The 25,938-nt window shown below is 74.9% G+C and carries 28 protein-coding genes; 19 read left to right on the top strand and 9 right to left on the bottom strand.

The features are described 5' to 3' along the window. Positions 1–79: 79 nt before the first annotated feature. Positions 80–1,720 (bottom strand): FAD-dependent oxidoreductase, encoded by a 1,641-nt coding sequence (locus tag D1781_RS07780; protein WP_119481605.1) that lies wholly within the window; start codon positions 1,718–1,720, stop codon positions 80–82. A 90-nt stretch (positions 1,721–1,810) separates the two neighbouring features. Between D1781_RS07780 and D1781_RS07785 the strand changes: the two genes are divergently transcribed. Continuing rightward, positions 1,811–2,581 (top strand): SDR family NAD(P)-dependent oxidoreductase, encoded by a 771-nt coding sequence (locus D1781_RS07785; protein WP_119481606.1) that lies wholly within the window; start codon positions 1,811–1,813, stop codon positions 2,579–2,581. Between the two features lie 57 nt (positions 2,582–2,638). Here the strand turns inward: D1781_RS07785 and D1781_RS07790 are convergent, their stop codons facing one another. Both D1781_RS07790 and D1781_RS07795 read right to left on the bottom strand, forming a co-directional pair. Beyond that, on the bottom strand, positions 2,639–3,295 hold the full coding sequence (locus D1781_RS07790) for a pentapeptide repeat-containing protein (RefSeq protein WP_147392053.1): 657 nt from the start codon (positions 3,293–3,295) through the stop codon (positions 2,639–2,641). A 9-nt stretch (positions 3,296–3,304) separates the two neighbouring features. Next, complete coding sequence (locus tag D1781_RS07795) at positions 3,305–3,862, bottom strand: dihydrofolate reductase family protein (protein ID WP_119481608.1); 558 nt, start codon at positions 3,860–3,862, stop codon at positions 3,305–3,307. A 53-nt stretch (positions 3,863–3,915) separates the two neighbouring features. Here D1781_RS07795 and D1781_RS07800 point away from each other — a divergent pair, with 53 nt between their 5' ends. Continuing rightward, a complete protein-coding gene (locus tag D1781_RS07800; protein ID WP_119481609.1) occupies positions 3,916–4,965 on the top strand; it encodes an LLM class flavin-dependent oxidoreductase in 1,050 nt (349 codons plus the stop codon). Positions 4,966–5,064: 99 nt separating this feature from the next. Here D1781_RS07800 and D1781_RS07805 read toward each other — a convergent pair whose 3' ends face one another. After that, entirely contained in the window at positions 5,065–5,388 is a 324-nt protein-coding gene (locus tag D1781_RS07805) for a DUF1844 domain-containing protein (protein ID WP_119481812.1), read from the bottom strand. A gap of 345 nt (positions 5,389–5,733) precedes the next feature. Between D1781_RS07805 and infC the strand changes: the two genes are divergently transcribed. From infC to D1781_RS07835, 6 genes are all read left to right on the top strand, one after another. Next, positions 5,734–6,360 carry a translation initiation factor IF-3 gene (gene infC / locus D1781_RS07810; protein ID WP_233551087.1) on the top strand — a complete coding sequence of 209 codons (627 nt, stop codon included), beginning with the start codon at positions 5,734–5,736 and terminating at the stop codon, positions 6,358–6,360. Next, positions 6,360–6,554: a 50S ribosomal protein L35 gene (gene rpmI / locus D1781_RS07815; protein ID WP_119481611.1), complete on the top strand. Its 195-nt coding sequence runs from the start codon at positions 6,360–6,362 to the stop codon at positions 6,552–6,554. The genes infC and rpmI overlap by 1 nt, the downstream gene beginning before the upstream one ends. 28 nt (positions 6,555–6,582) lie before the next feature. Beyond that, positions 6,583–6,969, top strand: a complete 387-nt coding sequence (gene rplT / locus D1781_RS07820) for a 50S ribosomal protein L20 (RefSeq protein WP_119481612.1) — start codon at positions 6,583–6,585, stop codon at positions 6,967–6,969. A gap of 91 nt (positions 6,970–7,060) precedes the next feature. After that, positions 7,061–7,849 (top strand): TrmH family RNA methyltransferase, encoded by a 789-nt coding sequence (locus D1781_RS07825; RefSeq protein WP_119481613.1) that lies wholly within the window; start codon positions 7,061–7,063, stop codon positions 7,847–7,849. Positions 7,850–8,022: 173 nt separating this feature from the next. Next, positions 8,023–8,454 carry a YciI family protein gene (locus D1781_RS07830; protein WP_119481614.1) on the top strand — a complete coding sequence of 144 codons (432 nt, stop codon included), beginning with the start codon at positions 8,023–8,025 and terminating at the stop codon, positions 8,452–8,454. Continuing rightward, the gene (locus D1781_RS07835; RefSeq protein ID WP_199706432.1) at positions 8,451–9,686 is read left to right on the top strand and encodes an RNA polymerase sigma factor; all 1,236 of its coding nucleotides are present in this window, start codon (positions 8,451–8,453) and stop codon (positions 9,684–9,686) included. Before D1781_RS07830 ends, D1781_RS07835 begins: the two co-directional genes overlap by 4 nt. 19 nt (positions 9,687–9,705) lie before the next feature. Here D1781_RS07835 and D1781_RS07840 read toward each other — a convergent pair whose 3' ends face one another. Together D1781_RS07840 and D1781_RS07845 are read right to left on the bottom strand one after the other, a co-directional pair. Next, positions 9,706–10,557: a DMT family transporter gene (locus D1781_RS07840; protein ID WP_119481615.1), complete on the bottom strand. Its 852-nt coding sequence runs from the start codon at positions 10,555–10,557 to the stop codon at positions 9,706–9,708. Between the two features lie 26 nt (positions 10,558–10,583). Beyond that, complete coding sequence (locus D1781_RS07845; RefSeq protein ID WP_119481616.1) at positions 10,584–11,081, bottom strand: SRPBCC family protein; 498 nt, start codon at positions 11,079–11,081, stop codon at positions 10,584–10,586. A gap of 132 nt (positions 11,082–11,213) precedes the next feature. On the opposite strand from D1781_RS07845, the gene pheS reads away from it, so the two are divergent. Both pheS and pheT read left to right on the top strand, forming a co-directional pair. Continuing rightward, complete coding sequence (gene pheS, locus D1781_RS07850; protein WP_119481617.1) at positions 11,214–12,254, top strand: phenylalanine--tRNA ligase subunit alpha; 1,041 nt, start codon at positions 11,214–11,216, stop codon at positions 12,252–12,254. Further along, positions 12,254–14,773, top strand: a complete 2,520-nt coding sequence (gene pheT, locus D1781_RS07855; protein ID WP_119481618.1) for a phenylalanine--tRNA ligase subunit beta — start codon at positions 12,254–12,256, stop codon at positions 14,771–14,773. The genes pheS and pheT overlap by 1 nt, the downstream gene beginning before the upstream one ends. A gap of 22 nt (positions 14,774–14,795) precedes the next feature. Here the strand turns inward: pheT and D1781_RS07860 are convergent, their stop codons facing one another. Beyond that, positions 14,796–15,272: a GNAT family N-acetyltransferase gene (locus tag D1781_RS07860; protein ID WP_147392054.1), complete on the bottom strand. Its 477-nt coding sequence runs from the start codon at positions 15,270–15,272 to the stop codon at positions 14,796–14,798. A 123-nt stretch (positions 15,273–15,395) separates the two neighbouring features. Between D1781_RS07860 and argC the strand changes: the two genes are divergently transcribed. The 8 genes from argC (at position 15,396) to D1781_RS07900 (ending at position 23,054) form a co-directional block, all read left to right on the top strand. Next, on the top strand, positions 15,396–16,439 hold the full coding sequence (gene argC / locus D1781_RS07865) for an N-acetyl-gamma-glutamyl-phosphate reductase (RefSeq protein ID WP_119481620.1): 1,044 nt from the start codon (positions 15,396–15,398) through the stop codon (positions 16,437–16,439). Further along, the gene (argJ, locus tag D1781_RS07870; protein WP_119481621.1) at positions 16,436–17,590 is read left to right on the top strand and encodes a bifunctional glutamate N-acetyltransferase/amino-acid acetyltransferase ArgJ; all 1,155 of its coding nucleotides are present in this window, start codon (positions 16,436–16,438) and stop codon (positions 17,588–17,590) included. Before argC ends, argJ begins: the two co-directional genes overlap by 4 nt. A 64-nt stretch (positions 17,591–17,654) precedes the next feature. Continuing rightward, a complete protein-coding gene (gene argB, locus D1781_RS07875) occupies positions 17,655–18,560 on the top strand; it encodes an acetylglutamate kinase (RefSeq protein ID WP_119481622.1) in 906 nt (301 codons plus the stop codon). Beyond that, positions 18,557–19,741, top strand: a complete 1,185-nt coding sequence (locus D1781_RS07880; protein ID WP_119481623.1) for an acetylornithine transaminase — start codon at positions 18,557–18,559, stop codon at positions 19,739–19,741. The genes argB and D1781_RS07880 overlap by 4 nt, the downstream gene beginning before the upstream one ends. 149 nt (positions 19,742–19,890) lie before the next feature. Next, positions 19,891–20,814: an ornithine carbamoyltransferase gene (gene argF, locus D1781_RS07885; RefSeq protein ID WP_119481624.1), complete on the top strand. Its 924-nt coding sequence runs from the start codon at positions 19,891–19,893 to the stop codon at positions 20,812–20,814. 13 nt (positions 20,815–20,827) lie between these two features. Further along, positions 20,828–22,249: an argininosuccinate lyase gene (argH, locus tag D1781_RS07890; protein ID WP_119481625.1), complete on the top strand. Its 1,422-nt coding sequence runs from the start codon at positions 20,828–20,830 to the stop codon at positions 22,247–22,249. Continuing rightward, positions 22,246–22,431, top strand: coding sequence for a hypothetical protein (locus D1781_RS07895; protein WP_119481626.1), 186 nt, complete (start codon positions 22,246–22,248; stop codon positions 22,429–22,431). The genes argH and D1781_RS07895 overlap by 4 nt, the downstream gene beginning before the upstream one ends. Continuing rightward, positions 22,431–23,054: a DNA-3-methyladenine glycosylase gene (locus D1781_RS07900; protein WP_119481627.1), complete on the top strand. Its 624-nt coding sequence runs from the start codon at positions 22,431–22,433 to the stop codon at positions 23,052–23,054. The genes D1781_RS07895 and D1781_RS07900 overlap by 1 nt, the downstream gene beginning before the upstream one ends. On the opposite strand, the gene D1781_RS07905 is transcribed toward D1781_RS07900, so the two are convergent. Both D1781_RS07905 and D1781_RS07910 read right to left on the bottom strand, forming a co-directional pair. Then, positions 23,041–23,595, bottom strand: coding sequence for a hypothetical protein (locus D1781_RS07905; RefSeq protein ID WP_119481628.1), 555 nt, complete (start codon positions 23,593–23,595; stop codon positions 23,041–23,043). The two genes, D1781_RS07900 and D1781_RS07905, sit on opposite strands and share 14 nt — an antisense overlap. Before the next feature lie 49 nt (positions 23,596–23,644). Continuing rightward, positions 23,645–24,241, bottom strand: a complete 597-nt coding sequence (locus D1781_RS07910; protein WP_119481629.1) for a DNA-binding protein — start codon at positions 24,239–24,241, stop codon at positions 23,645–23,647. 89 nt (positions 24,242–24,330) lie between these two features. Here D1781_RS07910 and tyrS point away from each other — a divergent pair, with 89 nt between their 5' ends. Continuing rightward, a complete protein-coding gene (tyrS, locus tag D1781_RS07915) occupies positions 24,331–25,632 on the top strand; it encodes a tyrosine--tRNA ligase (protein ID WP_119481630.1) in 1,302 nt (433 codons plus the stop codon). The last annotated feature ends 306 nt before the right edge of the window (positions 25,633–25,938 follow it).

The raw sequence follows: 25,938 nt of genomic DNA on the forward strand, positions 1-25,938 counted from the left end.
CCGGACGCCGTCGGCCGGACAGATTTGCTTACCGGATGATAACCACATGGTCGCCCCCGTGTTCCGGGGCGGCCCCGGGTCAGGCCGCCGCCTCCGTCTCGTGCCGCCGCGTCGCCTCCGCGTCGCGCCAGGTGCGGTACCCGCCGTCGAGGTTCGCGGCCGCGTGGCCGAGCTGGTTCAGCAGCCGCGCGGCCGTCGCCCCGCGCTGGCCGACCTGGCAGTGCACGACCAGCCGCTCGGCGGGCAGCTCGCCGTGGCGCTCGCGGAGGTCGTCGAGCGGCACGTTGACCGCGCCCGGGATGGCGCCCGCGGCGAACTCCTGCGGGGTGCGGACGTCGACGAGCGTCCAGCCGCTCCGCTGCAGGCCGGGCAGCTCGTGCCACTGCACGGTCGCCGCGGCTCCGGAGGCGAGGTTCCCGGCGACGTACCCGAGCAGGTTCACCGGGTCCTTCGCCGAGCCGAACTGGGGCGCGTAGGCGAGCTCGAGCCGGGAGAGGGCGGATGCGGGGATGCCGCCCGCGATCGCGGTCGCCAGCACGTCGATCCGCTTGTCGACCCCGTCCCGACCCGTGATCTGCGCCCCGAGCACCTGGTCCGTCTCCGCGTCGACGAGCAGCTTGATCGACAGCGGGGTCGCGCCCGGGTAGTAGCCGGCGTGCTGCGCCGGGTGGGTGTGGAGGACGCGGTGCGCCCGGCCCGCGGCGAGCAGGCGCCGCTCGGTCCAGCCGAGCGTCGCGACCGCGAGGCCGAACACCTGCACGATCGCCGTGCCGATCGCCGGGGCCGCGTCCTCCGGCTCGCCCGCGATCACGTCCGCGATCGACCGCCCGTGGCGGTTCGCCAGGCCGGCGAGCGCGACGAGGACGGGGCCGCCGTCCACCGCGTCCCGCTTCTCGACCGCGTCGCCGGCGGCGAGGATCGCGGGGTCGGACGTGCGATGCCGCGCGTCGACGGCGATGCCGCCGGTCGGACCGAGCTCCAGCCCCGCGGCGTGCGCGGGCTCCGACCGCGGCGCCACCCCGGTCGCGTCGACCACGAGGTCGGCCGGGAGGCGCTCGCCGCCCTCGAGCACGACTGCGCCGTCGACCACCCCGGTCGCGGCCGCGCCGAAGCGGAGGTCGACGCCGGCGTCCTGCAGCACCCGGTGGACGGGGGCGGCCATCTCCGGGTCGAGGGTGTGCAGCACCTGGTCGCCCCGCGCGACGAGCGCGACCGCGAGGCCGCGCCGCACGAGGTTCTCCGCCGTCTCCAGCCCGATGTAGCCGCCGCCGACGACGACCGCGGACCGCGCTCCGGACTCGACGACGCGGACGATGCCGTCCATGTCGTCGACGCTGCGGAGGGCGTGCACCGGCACGGAGCCGTCCGCGGGAAGGGCGTCCGGCTCCGCGCCCTGCGCCAGCACGAGGACGTCGTAGCGCTCCTCGGACGCCGTGCCGTCCGCCTCGACCCGCAGGCGCTTCGCCTCCCGGTCGATCGCCGTCACGCGGTGGCGCGTGCGGATGTCGAGCCGGAACCGGCGCGCGAGCCCGTCCGCGTCCCGCAGCAGCGCAGCGCGCTCCGGGATCACGCCGCCCACGTGGTACGGCAGGCCGCAGTTCGCGAACGAGACGTGCTCGCCGGCCTCGAGCACCAGGATCTCGGCGGTCTCGTCCAGCCGGCGCAGCCTCGTCGCCGCGGACATGCCCGCCGCGACCCCGCCCACGATCACCACGCGCATCGGCGCTCCCCTCGTCGACCTCGAGCCTGCCCGATCGAGCGGACGCCCGGGTGCCTCCCCGAGGATCGGGGGAGGCGGAGAGGGGTCGGCATGACGGTGAACCGGTACGCGGTCGAGGGCAGGGCGGTGCTCGTCACGGGCGGCGGCAGCGGGATCGGCGCGGCGATCGCCCGCGCGTTCCTCGACAACGGGGCGCGCGTCGCCGTCACGGGGCGCCGGGAGGACGCGCTGCAGCGCGTCGTGGACGGCGCCGAGGAGGGGCGGGCGCTCGCCGTGCAGGGCGACGTGGGCGACCCGGCCGACGTCGCGCGCGTCGTCGCCGCGGTGGTCGAGGCGTTCGGCGGGCTCGACGTCGTGGTGAGCAACGCGGCCGGGTACGCGGCCGGCGAGCTCGTCGACCTGTCCGCGTCGGACTGGGAGGCGCTGCGCCGGACGAACGTCGACGGCCTGTTCCACCTCGCGCAGGCGGTCCTCCCGCACCTGGAGGCGTCGAAGGGGTCGCTCGTCGCGGTCGCGAGCGTGTCCGGCCTCTCCGGCGACTGGGGGCAGGCGGCCTACAACGCGACGAAGCACGCGGTCGTCGGCTTCGTGCAGTCGCTCGCGCTCGACTACGGGGGCCGCGGCGTGCGGGTGAACGCGGTCGCGCCCGCGTTCACGCAGACGGAGATGACGGCCGGCGTCGGGTCCGACGACGAGTCCCTCGCGCCCTTCGTCGACCGCATCGCGCTCGGCCGCCCCGGGCTGCCCGAGGACGTCGCGCCCGCCGTGCTGTTCCTCGCCACGGAGGACGCGGGCTACATCATGGGCGCCGTGCTGACCGTTGACGGCGGCACCTCGGCCTCGACGGGCCAGCCCCGCTGACCCGCGGCGCCATCCGGATCGCCCACCACCGGGTGAGGGGCTCGAGACCACCCGCACCTAGGCGATCGTGACCCCGAGCGCCTCCGCGAAGAGGGGCGCGAACCGCGGCAGCTGGTCCGTGGACAGGATCGCGCCGGCCAGGCCGCGCGGGTCGTCGACGCCCTCGAGGTCCGCGCCGCGGAGGTCGAGGTGCTCGAGGCGGGCGCCGCGCACCGACAGCTCCCGGACCCGGGAGCCGACGACGGCGACCCGCCGCGCCGTCGTCCCCCGCAGGTCGAGGTCCCCGACGGTGCAGTCGACGAGGCGGACGTCCTCCAGGCGGCCGTCCGCGAGCCCGAGGTAGTCGATCCGGCAGCCGACGAGCTCGACGCGGCTGAGGTCCGCCTCGAACCACTCGGCGGCGCCGAACCGGCAGCCCTCGAGCCGGACGTCGCGGAGCGTGAGCCGCGCGCCGCGCAGGGCCGTCGCGGTGACGGCCTCGAGCACGCTGTCGACGACGCGCGCGCCGTCGAGCACGGCGCCGTCCAGCACGACGGACTCGAGCAGGCTCTCGTCCACCACGAGGTCCTGCAGCCCGCGTCCCGAGGCGTCGACGCCGTGGACCCGGAGGCCGTCGACGCGGGCGCCGGCCGCGAGGTCGTCGGCCGACCCCGCCCTCAGGTCGGGCAGGGCCACCGGGACGATCCGCGGGGCTCCCGCATCGCGCTTCGCCATGCGACGACGCTAGGGGCGGCCGGCGACGGCGTACCGCAGGTGCACCCAGCCGGCCGGGAACGTCCGCTGCTCCAGCAGCTCCAGCCCGAGCCGCGCGCCGTCCGGCAGCACGCGCGGTCCCTCGCCGACGACGACGGGGACGAGGAGCAGCTGCAGCTCGTCCACCAGCCCGGTCGCGAAGACGTGCGCCGCGATCCCGGCGCCGCCGATCGTCAAGGGAGCGGTGGCGGCGGCCTTCAGGCGCCGCACGGCGTCGGCGTCGAAGCGCCGTTCGAGCCGGGTGCGGGGCACGTCCACGGCGTCGAGCGTCGTCGAGAAGACCACGTGGTCGGCGCGGCGCCAGAGCCGCCCGTACTCGCCCTCGACCGAGCCGTCGTCAGGGGCGGTCGCCCAGTACCGCATCGTCTCCCACATCCGGCGGCCGTAGAGGTGGGTGCCGACCGTGCGCTCGAGGTCGTTCGCGAACGCGTGCACGTCCTCGGGCGGCTCGGCCCAGTCGAACCGCCCGTCCCCGTCGGTGAGCCGGAGGTCGAGGGAGCAGGTGAAGAAGGCCGTCAGCGGCGCCATCCGGCGACCCTGCCCCCTCCCGCTGGGCGGCGGCAAGGGGTACAGTGGTTGACATGTCTACGAAGCGCATCGGCTTCCTCTCCTTCGGCCACTGGGGCCCGGCCCGCGGGTCGAGCACCCCGACGGCGAAGGACACCCTGCTGCAGACGATCGAGCTCGCGGTCGCGGCGGAGGAGATCGGCATCGACAACGCGTCGGTCCGGGTCCACCACTTCGCACCGCAGCTCTCGGCGCCCTTCCCGCTGCTCGCGGCGATGGCCGCGCGCACGAGCCGCATCGAGCTCGGCACCGGCGTGATCGACATGCGCTACGAGAACCCGCTCTACATGGCGGAGGAGGCGGGCGTCGCCGACCAGATCTCCGGCGGCCGGCTGCAGCTCGGCGTGAGCCGCGGCTCACCCGAGCCGGCGCTGAACGGCGCCCACGCGTTCGGGTTCGTGCCGCCCGAGGGGATGAGCGACGCCGACCTCGCGCGCCACAAGCTCGAGGTGTTCATGGCGGCGATCGACGGGGCCGGCGTGGTCGCGTCCGACCCGCGGATGACCGGCGTCTCGCAGGCGCTCGCCGTGCAGCCGCAGTCGCCGGGCCTCGCGCGGCGGATCTGGTGGGGCAGCGGCACCCGGGCGACCGCGACCTGGGTCGCGGAGCAGGGGCTGAACATGCAGTCGTCGACGCTGCTCACCGAGGACACGGGCGTGCCCTTCGACGAGCTGCAGGCGGAGCAGATCCAGGTCTACCGGGACGCCTGGAAGGCGGCCGGCCACGACTGGGAGCCGCGGGTGTCCGTGAGCCGCAGCGTCATGCCGATCACGACCGACGTCGACCGCCTCTACTTCGGCGGCGAGCAGGGCTCCGACGACCAGGTCGGCTACCTCGACGGCGGCTACGCCCGCTTCGGCAAGACCTACGCAGGGGAGCCGGACCGGCTGGCGGAGGAGCTGGCGCAGGACGCGGCCGTCCAAGCCGCCGACACCCTGCTGCTCACGATCCCGAACCAGCTCGGCGTCGAGTACAACGCCCGCCTGCTCGAGACGATCGCGAAGCACGTCGCGCCCGCCATCGGCTGGGTTCCGCCCGCCGAGCGCGCCCTCGCCGCAGTCTGACCCGCCGCCTGCTCGGTCCCGCTGCGCTCGCATCCCGCCCGGCCCCGCTGGTCGAGGTGCGAGCGCAGCGAGCCTCGAGACCACCGCGTCACGCGGGCATCAGGTGACGGGGCCGGTCCACTTCTCGCCCGGGCCCTTGCCGACCGGGTCCGGCACGGTCGAGGCCTCGCGGAAGGCGAGCTGCAGCGTGCGCAGCCCGTCGCGCAGGGGGCGTGCGTGCGAGTCGCTGATCTCGGGCGCCGCCGCGGTGATGAGGCCGGCGAGCGCGGTGATGAGCTTCCGCGCCTCGTCGAGGTCGGTCTGCGCGGCCGGGTCGTCGGCGAGGCCGCACTTCACGGCCGCGGCGCTCATGAGGTGCACGGCCGCCGCGCCGATCACCTCGACCGCGGGCACGTCCGCGATGTCCCGCGTCGCGTCGGCCAGCTCGTCGGGGGAGTCGGCCGCCTCGGCCTCGCCGGGGGCGTCGTCGGGGGAGTAGCGGTAGTCGGTCACCGCAGCATTCTCCCGGGCCGGGCGCCCGGTCCGCGTTCCTGGTACGATGCTGCGGTTCCGGGCTTCGACCCGGCGTACAAGTGGAGCGATCCCACCTCCCGCCCGCCTTCTCGAAGGGCGACGAGGTCGAAGCACCTCCCTCCGGTGATCCGGGGAGCAGGGGTGCGAGAGCGGTGTCCGGACCGGTGTCCCGGGGCGGAGCCGCGGAATCGTTCTGTGCGTCCGCCGGTTGAACCCTGGGGAAGCGCGTCCCGCGCCGACCCCTCAACCGACTGTTTGGAGCAACGCATCAGCGATCCCCGTACCAATGACAAGATCCGCGTCCCGGAGGTCCGACTCGTCGGCCCCGCCGGCGAGCAGGTCGGCGTCGTCCCCATCGAGACCGCCCTCCGGCTGGCCCGTGAGGCGGACCTCGACCTCGTCGAGGTCGCGCCGAACTCCCGTCCCCCGGTGGTCAAGATCATGGACTACGGGAAGTTCAAGTACGAGACGGCGCAGAAGGCCAAGGAGGCCCGGCGCAACCAGGCCAACACGGTCCTCAAGGAGGTCCGTTTCCGCCTGAAGATCGACTCGCACGACTACGAGACCAAGCGCAAGCGCGCCGAGGGCTTCCTCAAGGACGGCGACAAGGTCAAGGCGATGATCCTGTTCCGCGGCCGCGAGCAGTCCCGCCCCGACCAGGGCGTGCGCCTGCTCGCCCGGTTCGCGGAGGACGTGCGCGAGTTCGGCAACGTGGAGTCCAACCCCACGATCGACGGTCGCAACATGGTCATGGTCATCGGCCCGATCAAGAGCAAGGTCGACGCGAAGGCGGAGCAGAACGCGAAGCGCGCCGCCGCCCGGAACCAGAACAACCCGGCATCCACCGATGCCGAGGACGCCCCGACATCCCAGGAGCAGTGATGCCGAAGCAGAAGACGCACTCCGGTGCCAAGAAGCGGTTCAAGATCACCGGCAGCGGCAAGGTCATGAAGGCCCAGGCCGGCAAGCGCCACAACCTCGAGAACAAGTCGAGCCGGTTCACCCGCCGCATCACGGGAGACGCCGAGGTCGCTGCGCCCCAGGCGAAGCAGATCAAGAAGATGCTCGGCAAGTAAGCCCGACGAGAGCCTGAAGGAGTAAGCAATGGCCAGGGTCAAGCGCGCCGTCAATGCGCAGAAGAAGCGTCGGGTCGTCCTCGAGCGCGCCGAGGGGTACCGCGGTCAGCGGTCCCGCCTCTACCGCAAGGCGAAGGAGCAGGTCACCCACTCCCTCGTCTACGCGTACCGCGACCGCCGCCAGAAGAAGGGCGACTTCCGCCGTCTCTGGATCCAGCGGATCAACGCGGCCTCGCGTGCGAACGGCCTCACCTACAACCGGTTCATCCAGGGCCTGAACCTGGCCGGTGTCGAGGTCGACCGCCGCATCCTCGCGGAGCTCGCGGTCAACGAGCCGGCGACGTTCGCCGGCCTGGTCGCCACCGCGAAGGCCGCGCTGCCGGCCGACACGTCGGCGCCCGCCGTCACCGCCTGAGCGCAGCACCACCACGAACGAGCCCGGCCGCACGGCCGGGCTCGTTCTGCGTCCGGCGACGGCCGGGACCACGACCCCGACTGGAGACCCCGTGATCGAGAGCACCAAGAACACCACCGTGAAGCGCGTCGCGCGCCTGAAGCAGCGCGCGGAGCGGGAGGAGACCGGGCTCGCCCTGATGGAGGGCCCGCAGGTCGTCCGCGAGCTGCTCGCCTCCGCGGCGGAGACCGTCGAGGAGCTCTACTTCACCTCCGACGGCTTCGAGCGGCACCCCGACCTCGCGAAGGCGGCGTCGGACGCGGGCATCGACGTGGAGTTCGCGAGCGACGCCGCGCTGGCGGCGATGGCGGACACCCGCACGCCGCAGGGCGTGCTCGCGGTCGCGCACCAGACCCCGGTGCGGCTGCGGGACCTGTTCGAGGAGGGCGCCCGGCTCGTCGTGGTGCTCGACGACGTGCGCGACCCCGGCAACGCGGGCACGATCATCCGCGTCGCGGACGCCGCGGGCGCCGACGCGGTGATCCTCACCGGCAGCTCGGTGGACCCGTACAACCCGAAGGTCGTGCGCGCCACGACCGGCTCCCTGTTCCACCTCCGGGTCGCCACCCGCGTCCCGCTCGGCGCCGCGGCCGACGCCGTGCGCGGCGCTGGGCTGGCCCTGCTCGCCGCCGACATGCACGGCGAGCCGCTGCCGGGGGCCGACCTGTCCGGCCCGACCGCGTGGCTGTTCGGGAACGAGGCCCACGGGCTCTCGGCGGCGGCCCGCGCCCTCGCGGACCGCACCGTCGCCGTGCCGATCTACGGTGCCGCCGAGTCGCTCAACCTCGGCACCGCCGCGGCCGTCTGCCTCTACGCCTCCGCCTTCCGCCACCGCGCCTGACCCCTCGCGGCGGTCGAGCCGGGCGCGCGGCGCCCGGCTCGATCGGTGGTCGAGCCGGGCGCTCCGCGCCCGTGCCGAGACCACCCGAACGCGATGTCGATCCCCGCGATCCCCGTTCGACGTGTAGGCAGGGAGGCGCAGAGGGCGCCCCAGGACGCGTCCGGGAGGACACCATGGCGAAGTACATGCTGATCATGCGCAGCAGCGGGTCGGTGCAGTCGTTCGAGGAGATGGACTTCGACGCCGTCATCACGGCGATGGGGAAGTACAACGAGGCGATGATCGAGGCCGGCGTGCTGCTGGCCGGCGAGGGGCTTTCCGACGCCGCGCAGGGCGCCGTCGTGGAGTTCACCGGCGAGGCGCCGATCGTGTCCGACGGCCCCTACGGCGAGGCGCACGAGCTCTTCAACGGCTTCTGGACGATCCAGGCGGCCACGAAGGAGGAGGCCGTCGAGTGGGCGAAGCGCGCGCCCCTGACGGCGGGCAACAAGATCGAGGTCCGGCGCGTGACCGACGAGAGCGACTTCGCGGGCCACGAGGACAACGAGTACCTGCAGAAGGAGGTCGGCTGGCGCGAGGAGGAGGCTCGGCGCGCCGGGCGGTGAACGCGGCCGCGGGGGTCGGCGCCGTCCGCGCGGTCGAGGCGGTCTGGCGCATCGAGAGCGCGCGCATCGTCGCGACGCTGGCGCGGATGACGGGCGACCTCGGCCTCGCGGAGGACCTCGCGCAGGAGGCGCTGGTCGAGGCGCTCGAGCAGTGGCCGTCGGTCGGCACGCCGCGCAACCCCGGCGCGTGGCTCACGGCGGTGGCGAAGCGCAGGGCGATCGACGGCTGGCGGCGGCGCGAGCGCCTGGACGACCGGTACCGGGCGATGGCCGCGGACCTGGCGGACGCGGCCGACCCGGAGTGGGAGCCGGTCGCGGACGACGTGCTCCGCCTCGTGCTCACCGCCTGCCACCCGGCGCTGTCGCGCGAGTCGCAGGTCGCCCTGACCCTGCGGGTCGTGAACGGGCTGACCACGGAGCAGCTCGCCCGCCTGCTGCTCGTGCCCGTGCCGACCGTGCAGGCGCGGATCACCCGCGCCAAGAAGGCCCTGGCCGGCGTGCCCTTCGCGACGCCCGACCCGGCGGAGTGGAGCGACCGGCTCGCGGGCGTGCTCGGCGTCGTCCACCTGCTCTTCACCGAGGGCTACGCGGCGACGTCCGGCGCGGAGTGGATGCGGCCGGAGATCGCGGAGGAGGCGCTCCGGCTCGGCCGCGTGCTGGGACGCCTGCTGCCGCGGGAGCCGGAGGTGCTCGGCCTCCTGGCCCTGATGGAGCTGCAGGCGTCCCGGTTCGCCGCTCGGCGCGGGCCGGACGGCGGACCGGTGCTGCTCGAGGACCAGGACCGGAGCCGCTGGGACCGGGCGCAGATCGGGCGCGGGCGCGCGGCGCTGGAGCGCGCCGACGCGATCGGTCGCGGTCGGGGCCCCTTCGCCCTGCAGGCGGCGATCGCGGAGCGGCACGCCGTCGCCCCCTCCGTCGCCGCCACCGACTGGCCCGGGATCGTCCGCCTCTACGACGCGCTCGCGGCGCTGTCGCCGAACCCCGTCGTCCGCCTGAACCGGGCGGTCGCGCTCGCCATGGCGGACGGTCCGGCGGCCGGGCTCGCCGCGGTCGACGCGCTCGTCGCGGAGGGCGCCCTGCGCGGCAGCCACCTCGTCCCGAGCGTCCGCGGGGAGCTCCTCGCCCGGCTCGGCCGGCGGGAGGAGGCGACCGCCGCGCTCGCGGCGGCGGCGGCCCTGACGGCGAACGAGCGGATCCGCGCGGTCCTGCTCGCGAAGGCCGCCGCGCTCTGAACCCGGCCCGGACCCGGCGTCAGCCGCGGGTGAGCGCCAGCCCGGCGACGCCGAGCACGGCGACCGCGAGGCCGACGGCGTGCCGCACGCGGACCCGCTCGTGCAGCACGAGCACCGCCAGGCCCACCGTGGTCACGGGGTAGAGCGCGGAGAGCGCCGCGACGATCGCGAGCCCGGGCAGGTGGAGGGCGACGACGAGCAGGACGGTCGCGACGCCCTGCGTCGCGCCCGCCGCGACCATGAGCGCGGCCTCCCGGCCCGTCGGCCGCCGCACCGGCCCCTCCCGCCGCCGACGAGCGAGCAGGACCAGGCCGACCGCGACCACCGCGGCGACCGAGTCCGAGAGCATCGGCACGGCGCCGGAGTCCTCCGGCGTCGCGTCCATGAACACGAAGTACGCCGAGTACACGATCCCCGTCACGAGCGTGAGCAGCACGGTGCGGCGGTGCGGGCGCAGGCCGGCGTCCGGCTCGAGGCCGATCAGCACGCCGCCGAGCACGACCGCGGCGAGCGCCAGCATGGAGCCGCGGCTCGGCGCCTCGCCGGTGGCGAAGGCGTAGAGCGCGGGCAGCACCGCGCTCATCAGCGCGACGACGGGGGAGACGAAGCCGACCGGCCCCGCGGCGAGGGCCGCGTAGAGCAGGAGCACGCCGAGCCCCGCGGCGGCGCCCGCGAGCGCGCCGAGCACGACTGCAGAGACCGACCAGGCGGAGTCGACGACCGCGAAGGCCGGCAGCACCGCGATCGCGGCCACGACGAGCGCGGCGAACGCGACGTCGGTCGCCGGCCGCGCCCGCGAGGCGACCGCGCCGAAGAAGTCGGAGACGCCGTAGAGCAGCGCGGAGACGAGCCCCAGGACGACGACCGTCACGGGCAGCAGTCAAGCGGATGCGCGGCTCAGGCGCGGGGAGCGGGCTCCTGCGACACGGCCGCGGTGACGGCCGCGATCATCCGGCGCATGTAGACGCCCCACAGCGGGCCGACGACGAGGGCCATCAGGGTGCGGCGGAACCGGCGGGGGGCGAACTCCCACGTCCAGCGCGCGAGGGAGCCGTCGCCGTCGGGCGAGACCGACCACTCGCCCCGCACGCCGTGGACGAGCTTCCCGAACACGTCGGTGAAGCCGGTCAGCTCGTAGGCGAAGCCGTGGCCCGGCACGTGCTCGACCATCGTCTCGAGCACCTGACCGCCGTCGGCGAGCCGGTGGACGCGGGCCGCGCCGACGTGGTCCCAGGTCTCGTCGTCCACGGCCGTCACCGCCGGGAACATGCGCCAGCCGACGAACATGTCCGGGATCGGGTAGTCGGCGATCCGGGTGAGCAGCACGGCGGGCGGCAGCGGGCTGCGGGCGAACGCGGTCGCGGACGGTCCGACGGTCGGTCGCGAGATCAGCATGTCTGGTCGTTCGGAGCGGCCACGATGCGCAGATTGTCGAGCGCGATCCGGCCCGTGGAGCCGACACGCCGGTCCCGCCCGCGGACGGGGGCCGGATCGGCGTCCGGTCCCGGATCCGTAGGATCGTCGTCCGTGTCCGACGCCCAGCCCACCGAGGAGTCGGTGTCCGCCGCGGTCGAGGCGGCGCTCGCCGCGATCGACGCGGCGGCCGACACCGCCGCCCTGAAGTCCGCCCGCATCGCCCACACCGGGGAGGGCTCGGCCCTCGCCCGGCTGAACGCGGGGCTGCGCGACCTGCAGCCCGCCGAGAAGCCCGCCGCCGGGAAGCTCGTGGGCCAGGCGCGCGGCCGCGTGAACGCGGCGGTCGCCGCGCGCGAGGCGGTGCTCGCCGAGGCGGAGCAGGCCGCCCGCCTCGAGGCGGAGCGCGTCGACGTGACCGCCGCCCCGGTCCGGCAGCGCCCGGGTGCCCGGCACCCGCTGACGATCGTGCGGGAGACGGTCGAGGACGTGTTCGTCGCGATGGGCTGGGAGGTCGCGGGCGGCCCCGAGCTCGAGCACGAGTGGTTCAACTTCGACGCGCTGAACATCGACCCCGACCACCCGGCGCGCAGCCCGCAGGACACGCTGTTCGTCGAGCCCGTCGGCGCGCACCTCGTGATGCGCACGCAAACCTCCCCGGTGCAGGTGCGGTCGCTGCTCGAGCGCGGCGCGCCGCTGTACGTGCTGGCGCCCGGCCGCGTCTACCGGACGGACGAGATCGACGCCACGCACCTGCCGGTCTTCAACCAGTTCGAGGGCATCGCGATCGACCGCGGCCTCACCATGGCGCACCTGCGCGGCACGCTCGAGCACCTCGCGCGCCGCATGTTCGGCGACGCCGCGCGGATCCGACTCCGCCCGAACTTCTTCCCGTTCACCGAGCCGTCCGCGGAGATGGACGTCTGGCACCCCACCGCGAAGGGCGGCGCGCGGTGGATCGAGTGGGGCGGCTGCGGCATGGTCCACCCGAACGTGCTGCGCGCCGCGGGACTCGACCCGGACGAGTTCCAGGGGTTCGCGTTCGGGCTCGGCATCGAGCGGACGCTCCAGTTCGCGGAGGGACTCAGCGACATGCGCGACATGATCGAGGGCGACGTCCGGTTCTCCGGGCAGTGGGGGCTGGTGGCCCGCTGATGAGGATCCCCCTGTCCTGGCTGGCGGAGTACGCCGACCTCCCCGCGGGCACCACGCCGGAGGCGCTGCACGCCGCGCTCGTCCGCGTCGGCTTCGAGGAGGAGACCGTCCACGGCGGCGAGCTCTCCGGCCCCGTCGTCGTCGGCGAGGTGCTCGAGCTCACGCCCGAGCCGCAGAAGAACGGCAAGACGATCCGCTGGTGCTCCGTGCGCGTGGCGCCCGACGGGCAGCGGGCGGCCGACGGCGGGGAGGCGGTGCGCGGCATCGTCTGCGGCGCCGACAACTTCCACCCGGGCGACAAGGTCGTCGTGACCCTGCCCGGCGCGGTCCTGCCCGGCCCGTTCCCGATCGCGGCCCGCAAGACCTACGGCCACGTCTCCGACGGCATGATCGCCTCCGCCCGCGAGCTCGGGCTCTCCGAGGAGACTGCGCCCCTGTCCGGTGGGGGGATCCTGCGGCTGACGGAGATCGGCCTCGACCCCGAGGTCGGCACGGACGCGATCGCGCTGCTCGGCCTCGACGACGCGGCGGTCGAGATCAACGTCACGCCCGACCGCGGCTACGCGCTCTCCATCCGCGGCATCGCCCGCGAGTACGGCGCCTCGACGGGCGCCGCGTTCCGCGACCCGGCGCTCGAGGTCGCGGCCCCGTCGACCGACGACGGCGCGGTGCGGGTCGCCGTGGAGGACGCGACGCCGATCCGCGGCCGCCAGGGCTGCACCGTATTCGTCACGCGCGTCGTGCGCGGCATCGACCCGACCGCGTCGACGCCGCGGTGGATGGCGAACCGCCTCCGCCTCGCGGGCGTCCGCTCCATCTCCCTGCCCGTCGACGTCACGAACTACGTGATGCTCGAGATCGGGCAGCCGCTGCACGGCTACGACCTGGCGCGGCTGCAGGGCGGCCTCGGCGTCCGCCGCGCGAAGCCGGGCGAGCCCCTCACGACGCTCGACGGCCAGCAGCGCGTGCTCGACGCCGAGGACCTCGTGATCACCGACGACCGCGGCGCCATCGGCCTCGCCGGCGTCATGGGCGGCGCGACGACCGAGATCTCCGACGAGACCGTCGACGTGGTGATCGAGGCCGCCAACTTCGACCCCGTGTCGATCGGCCGCACCGCGCGCCGGCACAGGCTGCCATCGGAGGCGAGCCGCCGCTTCGAGCGGGGCGTCGACCCGGCCGTCGCCCGCGCCGCCGCGCAGCGGGCCGTCGACCTCCTCGTCGAGCTCGCCGGCGGCACCGCCGACCCCGGCCAGACCTGGTACGACGTCGCGCAGGCGCCCGCCCCGGTGCTGCTGCCGGCGCTCGCCGTGCTGCGCCGCACCGGTGCCGAGATCGCGGAGCCCGAGACGGTCGCCGCGCTCCGCGCGATCGGCTGCACGGTCGCGCCGGGGGAGGAGGGCCTGCTCGTCCTCCCGCCGTCGTGGCGCCGGGACCTGCTCGAGCCCGTCGACGTCGTCGAGGAGGTCGTCCGCATCGTCGGGTACGACCGCATCCCCTCGGTGCTGCCCGTCGCCCCGCCGGGGCGCGGCCTCACGCGCCCGCAGCGCCTGCGCCGGTCGATCGGCACGGTGCTCGCCGCGACCGGCGGCACGGAGGTGCAGTCGTACCCGCTCGTGTCGGCGGACCAGCAGGCCGTCTACTCGCCCGGCCCGTCGATGCGCGTCGCGAACCCGCTCGACGCGTCGGCGCCGCTGCTGCGCCGCTCGGTGCTGCCGGGCCTGCTCGACGCCGTGCGGCGCAACCGCGCGCGCGGCCTCACGGACCTGGCGCTGTACGAGATCGGGCTCGTCTTCCTGCCCGCGGAGGGCGTCGGCTACGGCACCGCCGAGCTGCCGCCCATCGGCGCGCGGCCGGCGCCGGAGCTGCTCGAGCGCCTGCTCGGCGACCTCCCCCCGCAGCCCGTCCACGTCGGTGCCGTGCTCACCGGCGACCGCGTCGCCAAGCAGCCGGGCACGGCCGCCGAGCCCGTGGACTGGCGCGACGCGATCGACGTCGCCGCGCGGATCGCCGCGGCCGTCGGTACGACGGTGCGCCTGCGCCAGGCGACGCCGCCGGGCTACCACCCGGGCCGCGCCGCCGAGGTGCTCGTCGGCGAGGTCGTCGTCGGCGTCGCGGGCGAGCTGCTGCCCGGCTCGGTCGAGGACGTGCCGGGCCGCGTCGCCGCCGTCGAGCTCGACGTCGACGCGCTCGTCGCGGCCGCGCCGACCGCGCCGGACGTCGCGCCGATCTCCGCGATGCCCGCCGCGACGCAGGACGTGTCGCTCGTCGTCGCCGAGGCGGTGCCCGCTGGCGACGTGCGCGACGCGGTCGTCGCCGGCGCGGGCGCGCTGCTCGAGTCGATCGCGCTCGTCGACGACTACCGGGGGCCCCGCCTGCCGGAGGGGACGAAGTCGCTGACGTTCGCGCTGCGGTTCCGCAGCCCCGACCGCACCCTCACCGCGGCCGAGGCGACCGCGGCGAAGGAGGCGGGCGTCGCCGTCGCCGCGGAGCGCACCGGCGCGCACCTCCGCGAGTAGGCGCGCCCCGACGGCGCCGGTCCTACGGGGTCGGCGCCGTCGGCGCGTCGCGGTGCAGCAGGGTGGCGGAGCCGCGGAAACCCGAGGCCTCGTAGAGCGCGATGCCGCTGCGGTTCGACTGCACGGTCACCCGCGGGATCCCGCGCCGGTCCGCCTCCGCGCACACCGCCTCGACGAGCGCCCGGCCGACGCCGTGCCCGCGCTTCGAGGGGACGACGTAGATGCTCTGCAGGTCGCCGGTGCGCCGCTTCCGCTGCTCGAAGTCCGGCACCCGCTCGAAGACGACCAGCCAGGCCATGCCGACGAGGGTGTCGCCGATCACCGCGACCCGGCAGACGATGCGGTCGCCCATGCGGTCCATCCACGAGGCGAGCTCGTCCGCGTAGGCCCACTCGGCGGCCCGGTCCGGCGCCGGGTCCAGCCGGGCCCAGTCGATCTTCAGCCGGGCGAGCTGCCGGATCTCGTCCGACCGCGGGGCGCGGACCTCGTAGGGCTTCATGCGCACAGCCTGCCGCGACTCCGGGGCGATCGCGCCGGACGCCGCCCGGGAACCCCGGATCGCCGCGGTCCTCGCCCGATGACGCCCGGGAGCCGCGCCCGCGCGGCTCGGTAGGGTTGGACGGTGGTCATCCGGGTCGCCGTCGCTGGTGCGAGCGGCTACGCCGGCGGGGAGCTGCTGCGGCTGATCGCGCAGCACCCCGAGCTCGAGGTGACCACCGTCACCGGGCGCTCGACCGTCGGCCGGACGGTGGGGGAGGTGCAGCCGCACCTCCGCTCCGCGGCCGACCTCGTGTTCCAGGACACGACGCCGGAGGTGCTCGCGGGGCACGACGCGGTGTTCCTCGCGCTGCCGCACGGCCAGTCGGGCGCGATCGCCGAGCAGCTGCCCGACGACGTGCTCGTCGTCGACGCCGGCGCCGACCACCGGCTCGCGTCCGAGGCGGACTGGCGCGCGTTCTACCCGGGCGACTGGCACGGCGCGTGGACGTACGGCGTCCCGGAGCTGCTCGCCGAGGGCGGCAGGCTGCGCGAGGCGCTCGCCGGCACGAAGCGGATCGCCGCCCCCGGCTGCAACGCCTCCGCGGTCAGCCTCGCGCTCGCCCCGGCCGTCGCGGCCGGGCTCGTCGAGCAGGAGGACCTCGTCGCCGTGCTCGCGGTCGGCCCGTCCGGCGCGGGGCGCTCGACCCGGCCGGACCTCTCGGCGAGCGAGCTGCTCGGCTCCGCGAACGCGTACGCCGTCGGCGGCGTCCACCGGCACACCCCCGAGATCCTGCAGAACCTCGCGCTCGTGACCGGCGTCCGCGGCTCCATCTCCTTCACGCCGGTGCTCGTGCCGATGGCGCGCGGCATCCTCGCGACCTGCACGGCCCGGCTCGCCCCCGACGCCGACGAGCGGCGCCTCCGCGCCGTCTACGACGAGGCGTACGGCGACGAGCGGTTCGTGCACCTGCTGCCCGCGGGGTCCTTCCCCGCCGTGGAGCACGCGATCGGCGCGAACACGCTGCTGCTCGGCCTCGCGGTCGACACGGCCGCCCGACGGCTCGTGGTCGTCGCCGCGCTCGACAACCTCGTCAAGGGCACGGCCGGGGCCGCGATCCAGTCGGCGAACCTCGCACTCGGCCTGCCGGAGGCGGCAGGGCTCCCCATCGACGGAACGGCACCATGAGCGTCACGGCAGCAGCAGGGTTCGAGGCGGCCGGTGTCGAGGCGGGCCTGCGGTCGGGCGAGGGGCCCGACCTCGCCGTCGTCGTCAACCGCGGCCCGGCCGCGGCGGCCGCCGCGGTCTTCACGAGCAACCGCTGCACCGCGAACCCGATCATCTGGAGCAAGGAGGTGATCAAGGACGGCGTGGTGTCCGCGATCGTCCTCAACTCCGGCGGGGCCAACTGCTACACGGGCATGCTCGGCTTCCAGGTGGTGCACGAGACGGCGGAGGCGGCGGGCCGCGCGCTCGACCTGTCGCCCGGCGACGTGCTCGTCTGCTCCACGGGCCTCATCGGCGAGCAGCTCGACTCGACGAAGGTCGTCGCCGGCGTCGGCCGCGCCGTCGCCTCGCTCGCGGAGGACGGCGGCGGGCGGGCCGCCCGCGCCATCATGACGACGGACACCCGCCCGAAGCAGGCGGTCCGGCGGGGGAGCACCGGCTGGACGCTCGGCGGCATGGCGAAGGGCGCCGGCATGCTCGCGCCCGGGCTCGCGACCATGCTCGTCGTCATCACGACGGACGCGGACGTGGAGTCGGCGGACCTCGACGCCGCCCTGCGCTCCGCGACCCGCGTCACGTTCGACCGCCTCGACTCCGACGGCTGCATGTCGACGAACGACCAGGTGACGCTGCTCGCCTCCGGCGCCTCCGGCGTGGCCCCCGACCTCGACGAGTTCACGGCGCTGCTGACCGACCTGTGCTGCGACCTCGCGCTGCAGCTGCAGTCCGACGCGGAGGGCGCGGCGCACGACGTCGCGATCGAGGTGCGCAACGCGGCGGACGAGGACGACGCGGTCGAGGTCGGCCGCGCCGTCGCGCGGAGCAACCTGTTCAAGGCGGCCGTGTTCGGCAACGACCCCAACTGGGGCCGGGTGCTCGCCGCGGTCGGCACGACGCAGGCGGCCTTCGACCCGTTCGGCATCGACGTCGCCATGAACGGCGTGCAGGTGTGCCGCGCCGGGCAGCCGGACCAGCCGCGCACGCTCGTCGACCTCACCGACCGCGCGGTCTCGGTCGTGATCGACCTGCACGCCGGCGAGGCGACGGCCACCGTGTGGACCAACGACCTCACCCACGACTACGTGCACGAGAACAGCGCGTACTCCTCGTGACCTCCCTTCCGCTGGTCGAGGTGCGAGCGCAGCGAGCCTCGAGACCACCCCTCGGGGCGCGCGCATGACCGCGCTGCCCGTCCAGACGACGACGCCGGAGGAGGCCGCGGCGAAAGCAGCGGTGCTCATCGAGTCGCTGCCGTGGATCACCCGCTTCGCGGGGCGGGTCGTCGTCATCAAGTTCGGCGGCAACGCCATGGTGGACGACGCCCTCACCGCGGCCTTCGCGAAGGACGTGGTCTACCTCCGCACGGTCGGCGTCCGCCCCGTCGTCGTGCACGGCGGCGGCCCGCAGATCTCCGCGATGCTCGAGCGCCTCGGCATCACGAGCGAGTTCCGCGGCGGCTACCGGGTGACGACGCCCGAGGTGATGGACGTCGTCCGCATGGTGCTGACGGGGCAGGTGAGCCGCGACCTGGTCGGGGCGATCAACCTGCACGGCCCGATCGCGACCGCGATCTCCGGCGAGGACGGCGGCCTGTTCGGCGGCCGACGCCGCGGCGCGGTCGTCGACGGGGAGCCCGTCGACCTCGGGCAGGTGGGCGACGTCGTCGCGGTCGACCCGACGGCGGTGCTCGCGCAGCTCGACGCCGGCGGCATCCCCGTCGTGTCGACCATCGCCCCCGACCTCGACCGGCCGGGCGAGTCCCTCAACGTGAACGCCGACAGCGCCGCGGCGGCGCTCGCGGTGGCCCTCGGCGCCGAGAAGCTCGTCGTGCTCACCGACGTGCCGGGCCTGTACGCCGACTGGCCGGACCGCGACTCCCTGGTCTCCAGCCTCACCACGACCGAGCTGACGGCGATGCTGCCGTCGCTCGAGTCGGGCATGATCCCCAAGATGACCGCGTGCCTGGAAGCGGTCGTCGGCGGAGTGCCGAAGGCGGCCGTGATCGACGGCCGCGTGCCGCACTCCGTGCTGCTCGAGGTGTTCACGGGCAGCGGCATCGGCACGGAGGTGGTCCCGGCATGACGGACGCTGCGGTGGAGACGGACTGGCGGCAGCGCCACGCCCACGACCTGATGGCGAGCTACGCGCCGCCGCTGCGCCTGCTCGTCCGCGGCGAGGGCTGCTGGGTGTGGGACGACGAGGGCACGCGGTACCTCGACTTCCTCGGCGGCATCGCGGTGAACTCGCTCGGGCACGCGCACCCGGTCGTCGTCGCGGCGGTCGAGGACCAGGTGCGCCGGCTCGTCCACATCTCGAACTACTTCGCGAGCCCCTCGCAGCTCGAGCTGGCGGAGCGGCTGAAGCGGATCACGGGCGCCGGCGACGCCGGCCGCGTCTACTTCGGCAACTCGGGCGCCGAGGCGAACGAGGCCGCGTTCAAGCTGGCCCGCCGCACCGGCCGGCCGCGCATCCTCGCGCTGAAGAACGCCTTCCACGGCCGCACCATGGGGGCGCTCGCGCTGACCGGCAAGCCCGCCCTGCAGGGGCCCTTCGAGCCGCTGCCCGCGGGGGTCGAGCACATCGACTCGACGGTCGAGGCGCTCGAGCAGGCGATCCGCGACGACGTGGCGATGCTGATCGTCGAGCCGATCAAGGGGGAGACGGGCGTGGTCCCGCTGCCCGCCGGCTACCTCCGCGCCGCGCGGGAGCTGACGGAGCGCTCCGGCGCCCTGCTCGTGATCGACGAGATCCAGACCGGGCTCGGGCGCACCGGCGCGTGGTTCGACTTCCAGCACGAGGGCGTGGTGCCCGACGCGGTGACCATGGCGAAGGGCATCGCGGGCGGGGTGCCGCTCGGCGCGATGGTGACCTTCGGCGCCGCGAGCGGCCTGCTGCAGCGCGGCGACCACGGCAGCACGTTCGGCGGCAACCCGCTCGCGACGGCCGCCGCGAACGCGGTGCTCGGCGAGATCGAGCGCGCGGACCTGGTCGGCAACGCGGCCCGCCGCGGCGAGCAGATCCGTGCCGCCGTCGAGGCGATGGGCTCGCCGCTCGTCACCGAGGTGCGCGGTCGCGGCCTGCTGATCGGCGTCGGCACCACCGACGGCGCCGCGCCCGCGATCGGCGCCGCCGCCCTCGAGGCCGGGCTCATCGTCAACCCGATCAACCCGACCTCGATCCGCATCGCGCCGCCGCTCATCGTCGGCGACGAGGAGGTCGAGGCGTTCACCGAACGCTTCGCCGCCGCCCTCGCCGCGTCCTGACCCGCGCGCGCACGCGGTCGCCCGTCCCGCTGATCGACGTGCGAGCGGAGCGATGGGCCCCACGGGCGGTGTTCCCGGGCGAGGGGCTCGAGATCACCCCGTGCACCCCACGATTCGGCCGGGAGCGCGCCGCCCAATAGCGTTGAGCGATGACCCGCCACCTCCTCCGCGACGACGACCTGAGCCCGGCCGAGCAGGCCGAGATCCTCGACCTGGCCGTGCAGGTGAAGGCGGACCGATGGGGCCGGCGCCCGCTCGAGGGCCCGCAGACCGTGGCGGTCATCTTCGACAAGTCGTCCACCCGCACCCGCGTGAGCTTCGCGGTCGGCATCGCCGACCTCGGCGGCAGCCCGCTCGTCATCTCCACCGCGAACAGCCAGCTCGGCGGCAAGGAGACCCCCTCCGACACCGCCCGGGTGCTCGAGCGCATGGTGTCCGCGATCGTGTGGCGCACCTACGGCCAGGCCGGCCTCGAGGAGATGGCCGCCGGCACGACGGTCCCCGTGGTGAACGCGCTCTCGGACGCCTTCCACCCCTGCCAGCTGCTCGCCGACCTGCTGACGATCCGCGAGCACAAGGGGCGCCTCGCGGGCCTCACGGTCGCGTTCGTCGGCGACGGCGCGGACAACATGGTGCACAGCTACCTGCTCGCAGGCGCCACCGCGGGCATGCACGTCAAGGTCGCGTTCCCCGAGGCGTACGCGCCGGACGGGGCCGTCGTGGAGGACGCGCGGCGCATCGCCGCGACCACCGGCGGCTCGGTCGCGCTGACGCACGACCCGGCCGAGGCGGTCGCGGGCGCGGACGTCGTCGTCACCGACACCTGGGTGTCGATGGGGCGCGAGGACGAGAAGGCCGTGCGCATCGACGCGCTGTCGCCGTACCAGGTGACGACGGAGCTGATGGGCAGGGCCGCCGAGGACGCGCTGTTCCTCCACTGCCTGCCCGCCGACCGCGGCTACGAGGTGGCCCCCGAGGTGATCGACGGCCCGCAGAGCGTGATCTGGGACGAGGCGGAGAACCGCCTGCACGCCCAGAAGGCGCTCCTGATCTGGCTCCTCGAGCGGGCCTAGGCTGGCGCGCGAGATGACCGACCACCCGGGCACCAACGCCGGCTCCCTCTGGGGCGGCCGCTTCGCGGAAGGGCCGTCCGACGCGCTGAAGGCGCTGTCGCGGTCGACGCACTTCGACTGGGCGCTGGCCCGCTACGACATCGCCGGCTCCAAGGCGCACGCGGAGGCGCTCGCCGCCGCCGGGCACCTCTCCGAGGCGGACCACGCCGCGCTCGTCGCCGCGCTCGACCGGATCGACGCGCGCGTGACGGACGGCTCGCTCGTGCCGGGCCCCGACGACGAGGACGTGCACGCCGTCCTCGAGCAGGCGCTGCTGCAGGAGGCCGGGCCGGAGGTCGGCGGCCGCCTCCGCGCCGGCCGCAGCCGCAACGACCAGATCGCGACCCTGATCCGGCTCTACCTGCGCGACCACGTGCGGGTGGTCGGCCTGCAGCTCGTGGACCTCGTCGACGCGCTCGCGGCGCAGGCGGACGCGACCTTCGGCGCGATCCTGCCCGGCCGCACGCACCTCCAGCACGCGCAGCCGGTGCTGCTCGCCCACCACCTCCTCGCGCACGCGTGGCCGCTCGTGCGGGACCTCGAACGGCTCGGCGACTGGGCCCGCCGCGCGGACGCGTCCCCCTACGGCTCCGGGGCGCTCGCCGGGTCGAGCCTCGGGCTCGACGACGCGCTCGTCGCCCGGCTGCTCGGCTTCTCCCGCACCGTCGAGAACTCCATGGACGGCACGGCCGCCCGCGACGTCGTGGCGGAGTTCGCCTTCGTCGCGGCGATGATCGGCGTCGACCTGTCGCGGCTGGCGGAGGACGTCATCCTCTGGTCGACCCGCGACGTCGGCTTCGCCCGGCTGCACGACTCCTGGTCGACGGGGTCGTCGATCATGCCGCAGAAGAAGAACCCCGACATCGCGGAGCTGGCGCGCGGCAAGGCGGGGCGCCTCGTCGGCGACCTGGCCGGGCTGCTGACGACGCTGAAGGGCCTTCCGCTCGCGTACAACCGCGACCTGCAGGAGGACAAGGAGCCGGTCTTCGACCAGGTCGTGACGCTCGAGACCCTGCTGCCGGCGGTGACCGGGCTCGTCGCCACGCTGCGGTTCGACACCGAGCGGATGGCCGCCTCCGCCCCGGAGGGCTACTCGCTCGCGACGGACGTGGCCGAGTGGCTGGTCAAGCAGGGCGTGCCCTTCCGCGACGCGCACGAGATCACCGGCGCCCTCGTGGCCGCGGCGGAGGCGCGCGGCGTCGACCTGGGCGGGCTGAGCGACGAGGAGCTGCAGCGGGTGTCCGCGTCGTTGACGCCGGACGTGCGCTCGGTGCTGACGGCGGAGGGCTCGGTCGCGAGCCGCACCGGCGTCAGCGGGACCGCGCCGGACCGGGTGCGGCAGCAGCTCGCCTCCCTCACCGAGCGGGTGCGGGCCGCGAAGCGGGAGCTGCCGTGAGCGCCAGGGCCCCGAAGCGCAGGGCGGTCGTCCGCACCGGCCGCTACGGGGCCGAGCACGGCGGGCGCTGGTCGAGCCCGTGGGTGATCCGCGGCGTCGTGCTCGTCGCCGCCGCGATCCTCGTCTTCGCCCTGGTCTACGCGGCCGCGCACGGCTTCCTGTTCGCGGTGCCGTCGCGCTGATGCCGCTCACCGCGGCCGATCGCGGGCTGCTGGAGGCGCCCGCGGTCGAGGTCGCCCCGCTGCTGCTCGGCGCGGTGCTGACCCACCGGACGCCCGACGGCGAGGTCGCGGTGCGGCTGACCGAGGTGGAGGCGTACTCCGGCCTGGGGGAGGACCCGGGCTCCCACGCGCACCGCGGCAGGACGCCGCGGAACGACGTCATGTTCGGCGACGCCGGCCGGCTCTACACGTACTTCACCTACGGGATGCACACCTGCGCGAACGTCGTCTGCCTCCCGCCCGGCAGCGCGTCGGGCGTCCTGCTGCGCGCGGGGGAGGTCGTCGCGGGGGAGGAGGTCGCCGCCCGCCGCAGACGCGGCGTGCGGCCCCGGGACCTCGCCAGGGGACCGGCGAACCTCGCGTCCGCGCTCGGCATCGCGCTCGCCGACGGCGGCGCGGACCTGCTCGCCGACGAGGCGTTCGCCCTCGAGCTCGGCGCACCCGCCGCCGACGTGCGCACCGGGCCGCGGGTGGGGGTGTCGGGAGCGGGCGGGTCGGACGCCTTCCCGTGGCGGTTCTGGCTGCCGGACGAGCCGACCGTGTCGGCCTACCGGCCGGCCGTGCGCCGCGTCAGGACCGGGTGATCAGCAGGACGACGCCGGCGGCCGCGGCCGCCCAGATCCAGCTGCCGAGCGTGCCGACGATGAAGCGCTCCCGCACCGCGCCGTTCTCGAGCTCCGTGAAGCGGCCGACGCCCTTGATCGCGATGATCACGGCCAGCGCCTCCGGGAACCCGGTCATGATCGCGCCCGCCACCGCGAGCCGCTCGAGCAGGCCGATGACCTCGCCGCCGCGCAGCAGCTCGCGCTCGCCGACGACGATGCCCCCGTGCACGCCCTCCTGCTCGTCGAACGTCGTGCGGTCGAGCAGCAGCCGGACGACCGGGCTGCCGCCCGTCACGGCGATCACGAGCGCGGCCAGCGCCGCGATCGCGACGACCACGGCCGGCGCCGGCTCGGGCAGGACCGCCGCGACGACGAGCGTGACGGCGAGCAGCGCCACCGCGAGCACCGTCATCACCCGGGCCCGCGTGCGCCACGCCACCGCCGCGACGACGGCCGCGGCGATCGGGCAGACCACGAACAGGAACCACCCGAGCACGAGCAGGAGACCGGACACGCTCACCCGGAGGATCGTAGGGGGAGCCCGGGACGTCCGGCTCCGGCCGCCGGCGTCAGGCGGGCTGCAGCGCGGCCAGGTCGCGCACGAGGGCCGGGACCGCCTCGCGGTCCAGGCGCACCCCGGCGGCGCGGCTGCGGAGGCTGATCGCCTGCGGGGTGACGCCGAGGCGCTCCGCCATGGCGGCCTGGGTCAGGCCCTGCTCCGCGAGGTCCGCCACCTCCCACCCCTCGGCGGACCGGCGGGAGCGCAGCTCGAGCAGCAGCCCGATCAACGCCGTGACGCCGGTCGCGGCCGACTCGTCCGGCGCGACCACGGCGAGCCGGTGCGGTGCCCGCTTCGCCGCCTCGACGGCGACGCGGGCGGCGAGGAACGCGGTGCCCGTCGCCTCGCCCGTGGTGTCCGGGAGGGGGGAGCGCACGTCGCCGACGCCGATCCCGACGCTCCAGCCGCCGTCGCGGCGCAGCCGCAGGGCCGCCTCGAGCGCGGCGCCGGCGTCCTCGAACACCGCCTGGAACTCGTCGCCCGCCGTGCGGTCGGGGCCGAGCACCGCGCCGGCCTCGCGCCACGCGTCCCGGTCCGCGAGGATCGGGGCCACCGCATCGGTCGCCGTGTGGCGGCTGTCGACCTGGTCGACGGTCAGCACGAACATCCCGCAAGCCTAGCGACTTGTTCCGGCTGGATCAAGCATCGCGGCTTGATCGTCGGAGCCCCGAGGCGGCCGGCTGCTAGCGTCGGGACGTGCCGCCGACCGCGCTGGCCCGCCAGCACAACGATCCGAGCTTCCCGTCCGTGTGGGAGGAGCTCCGCTGGCGCGGGCTCGTCCAGGTCTCGACCGACGAGGAGGCGCTCGCCGCGGCCCTCGCCGGGGGACCGATCACCGCCTACTGCGGGTTCGACCCGACCGCGCCGAGCCTGCACCTCGGTCACCTGACCCAGCTCCTGGTGCTGCGACGTCTCCAGCTCGCGGGACACCGGCCCCTCGGGCTCGTCGGCGGCTCCACGGGTCTGATCGGGGATCCTCGCCCGTCGTCCGAACGGGTGCTGCACACCAAGGAGCTCGTGGCGGACTGGGTCGCCGCGGTTCGGACGCAGGTCGAGCGCTTCCTCGACTTCGAAGGTCCGGCCGCCGCGGAGATGGTCGACAACCTCGACTGGACCGCGCCGCTGTCGGCGATCGACTTCCTCAGGGACATCGGCAAGCATTACCGGATCGGCACGATGCTCAAGAAGGACGCCGTGGCCGCGAGGCTGAACTCGGAAGCCGGGATCAGCTACACGGAGTTCAGCTACCAGATCCTGCAGGGCTACGACTTCCTCGAGCTCTACCGGTCGCGCGGATGCGTGCTGCAGACGGGCGGCAGCGACCAGTGGGGGAACCTCACGAGCGGCATCGATCTCATCCGCCGTGCGGAGGGTGCGGCCGTGCACGCGATCGGGACGCCGCTGATCACGGACAGCGAAGGCCGGAAGTTCAGCAAGAGCGAGGGGACCGCCGTCTGGCTCGATCCGGCCCAGACGTCGCCGTACGCGTTCTTCCAGTTCTGGCTCAACACGTCGGACGCCGACGTCGTGAGCCGGCTCAAGGTCTTCACCTTCCTGACGCGGGAGGAGATCGAGGACCTCGAACGGACCAGCACCGAGCGGCCGGGAGCTCGGGAGGCGCAGCGCCGGCTCGCGTGGGAGGTGACCGCCCTCGTCCACGGGGACGCCGCCGCCGACGCCGCGCGCGACGCGTCCGCGGCGCTGTTCGGGACCGGCGACCTCGCCAGCATCGACGAGGGCACGCTTGAGGCCGCGCTCGCCGAGCTGCCGCGGGCCGCGGGCGCGGTGGGGGACCGGCTCGACGTGCTGCTCGTGGCCTCGGGGCTGGCGAAGTCCAACAGCGACGCACGCCGCGCGGCCGCGCAGGGCGGGGTGTCCGTCAACAACCGACGGGTGGACGACGAGGACGCGGTGCTGACCGAGGCGGACCTGCTCCACGGCCGGTTCGCCGTGCTGCGACGGGGCAAGCGGAACCTCGCCGCCGTCGTGCCGGGCTGACCCGCCGACCCTCGGAACAGCCCCGGGGGGACCGCGACACGCCCGTGTGTTTCGGGTGAGTTGCGAACACGTGTCGATCCACGTACTGTCTTCCCTTGTCAGCGCGACGCCGCGGATGAGAAAGGCTCCAAGAGCCCCACTCTCCGCCCACAGCCTGATGGACTCCATCGCTTCGGCGAGGCCGACGGGAAGCCCCCGGCGGTGCGGATGGGTGGAGTCATCGAGGCGCCTCGAGCTGCTGGGTGGAAGCCTGGTGGGCGATGTGCGGCCGATCCTTGAGAACTCAACAGCGTGCACAATTGTCAA

The sequence above is a fragment of the Amnibacterium setariae genome (genome assembly GCF_003581425.1).
GTDB lineage: Bacteria > Actinomycetota > Actinomycetes > Actinomycetales > Microbacteriaceae > Amnibacterium > Amnibacterium setariae.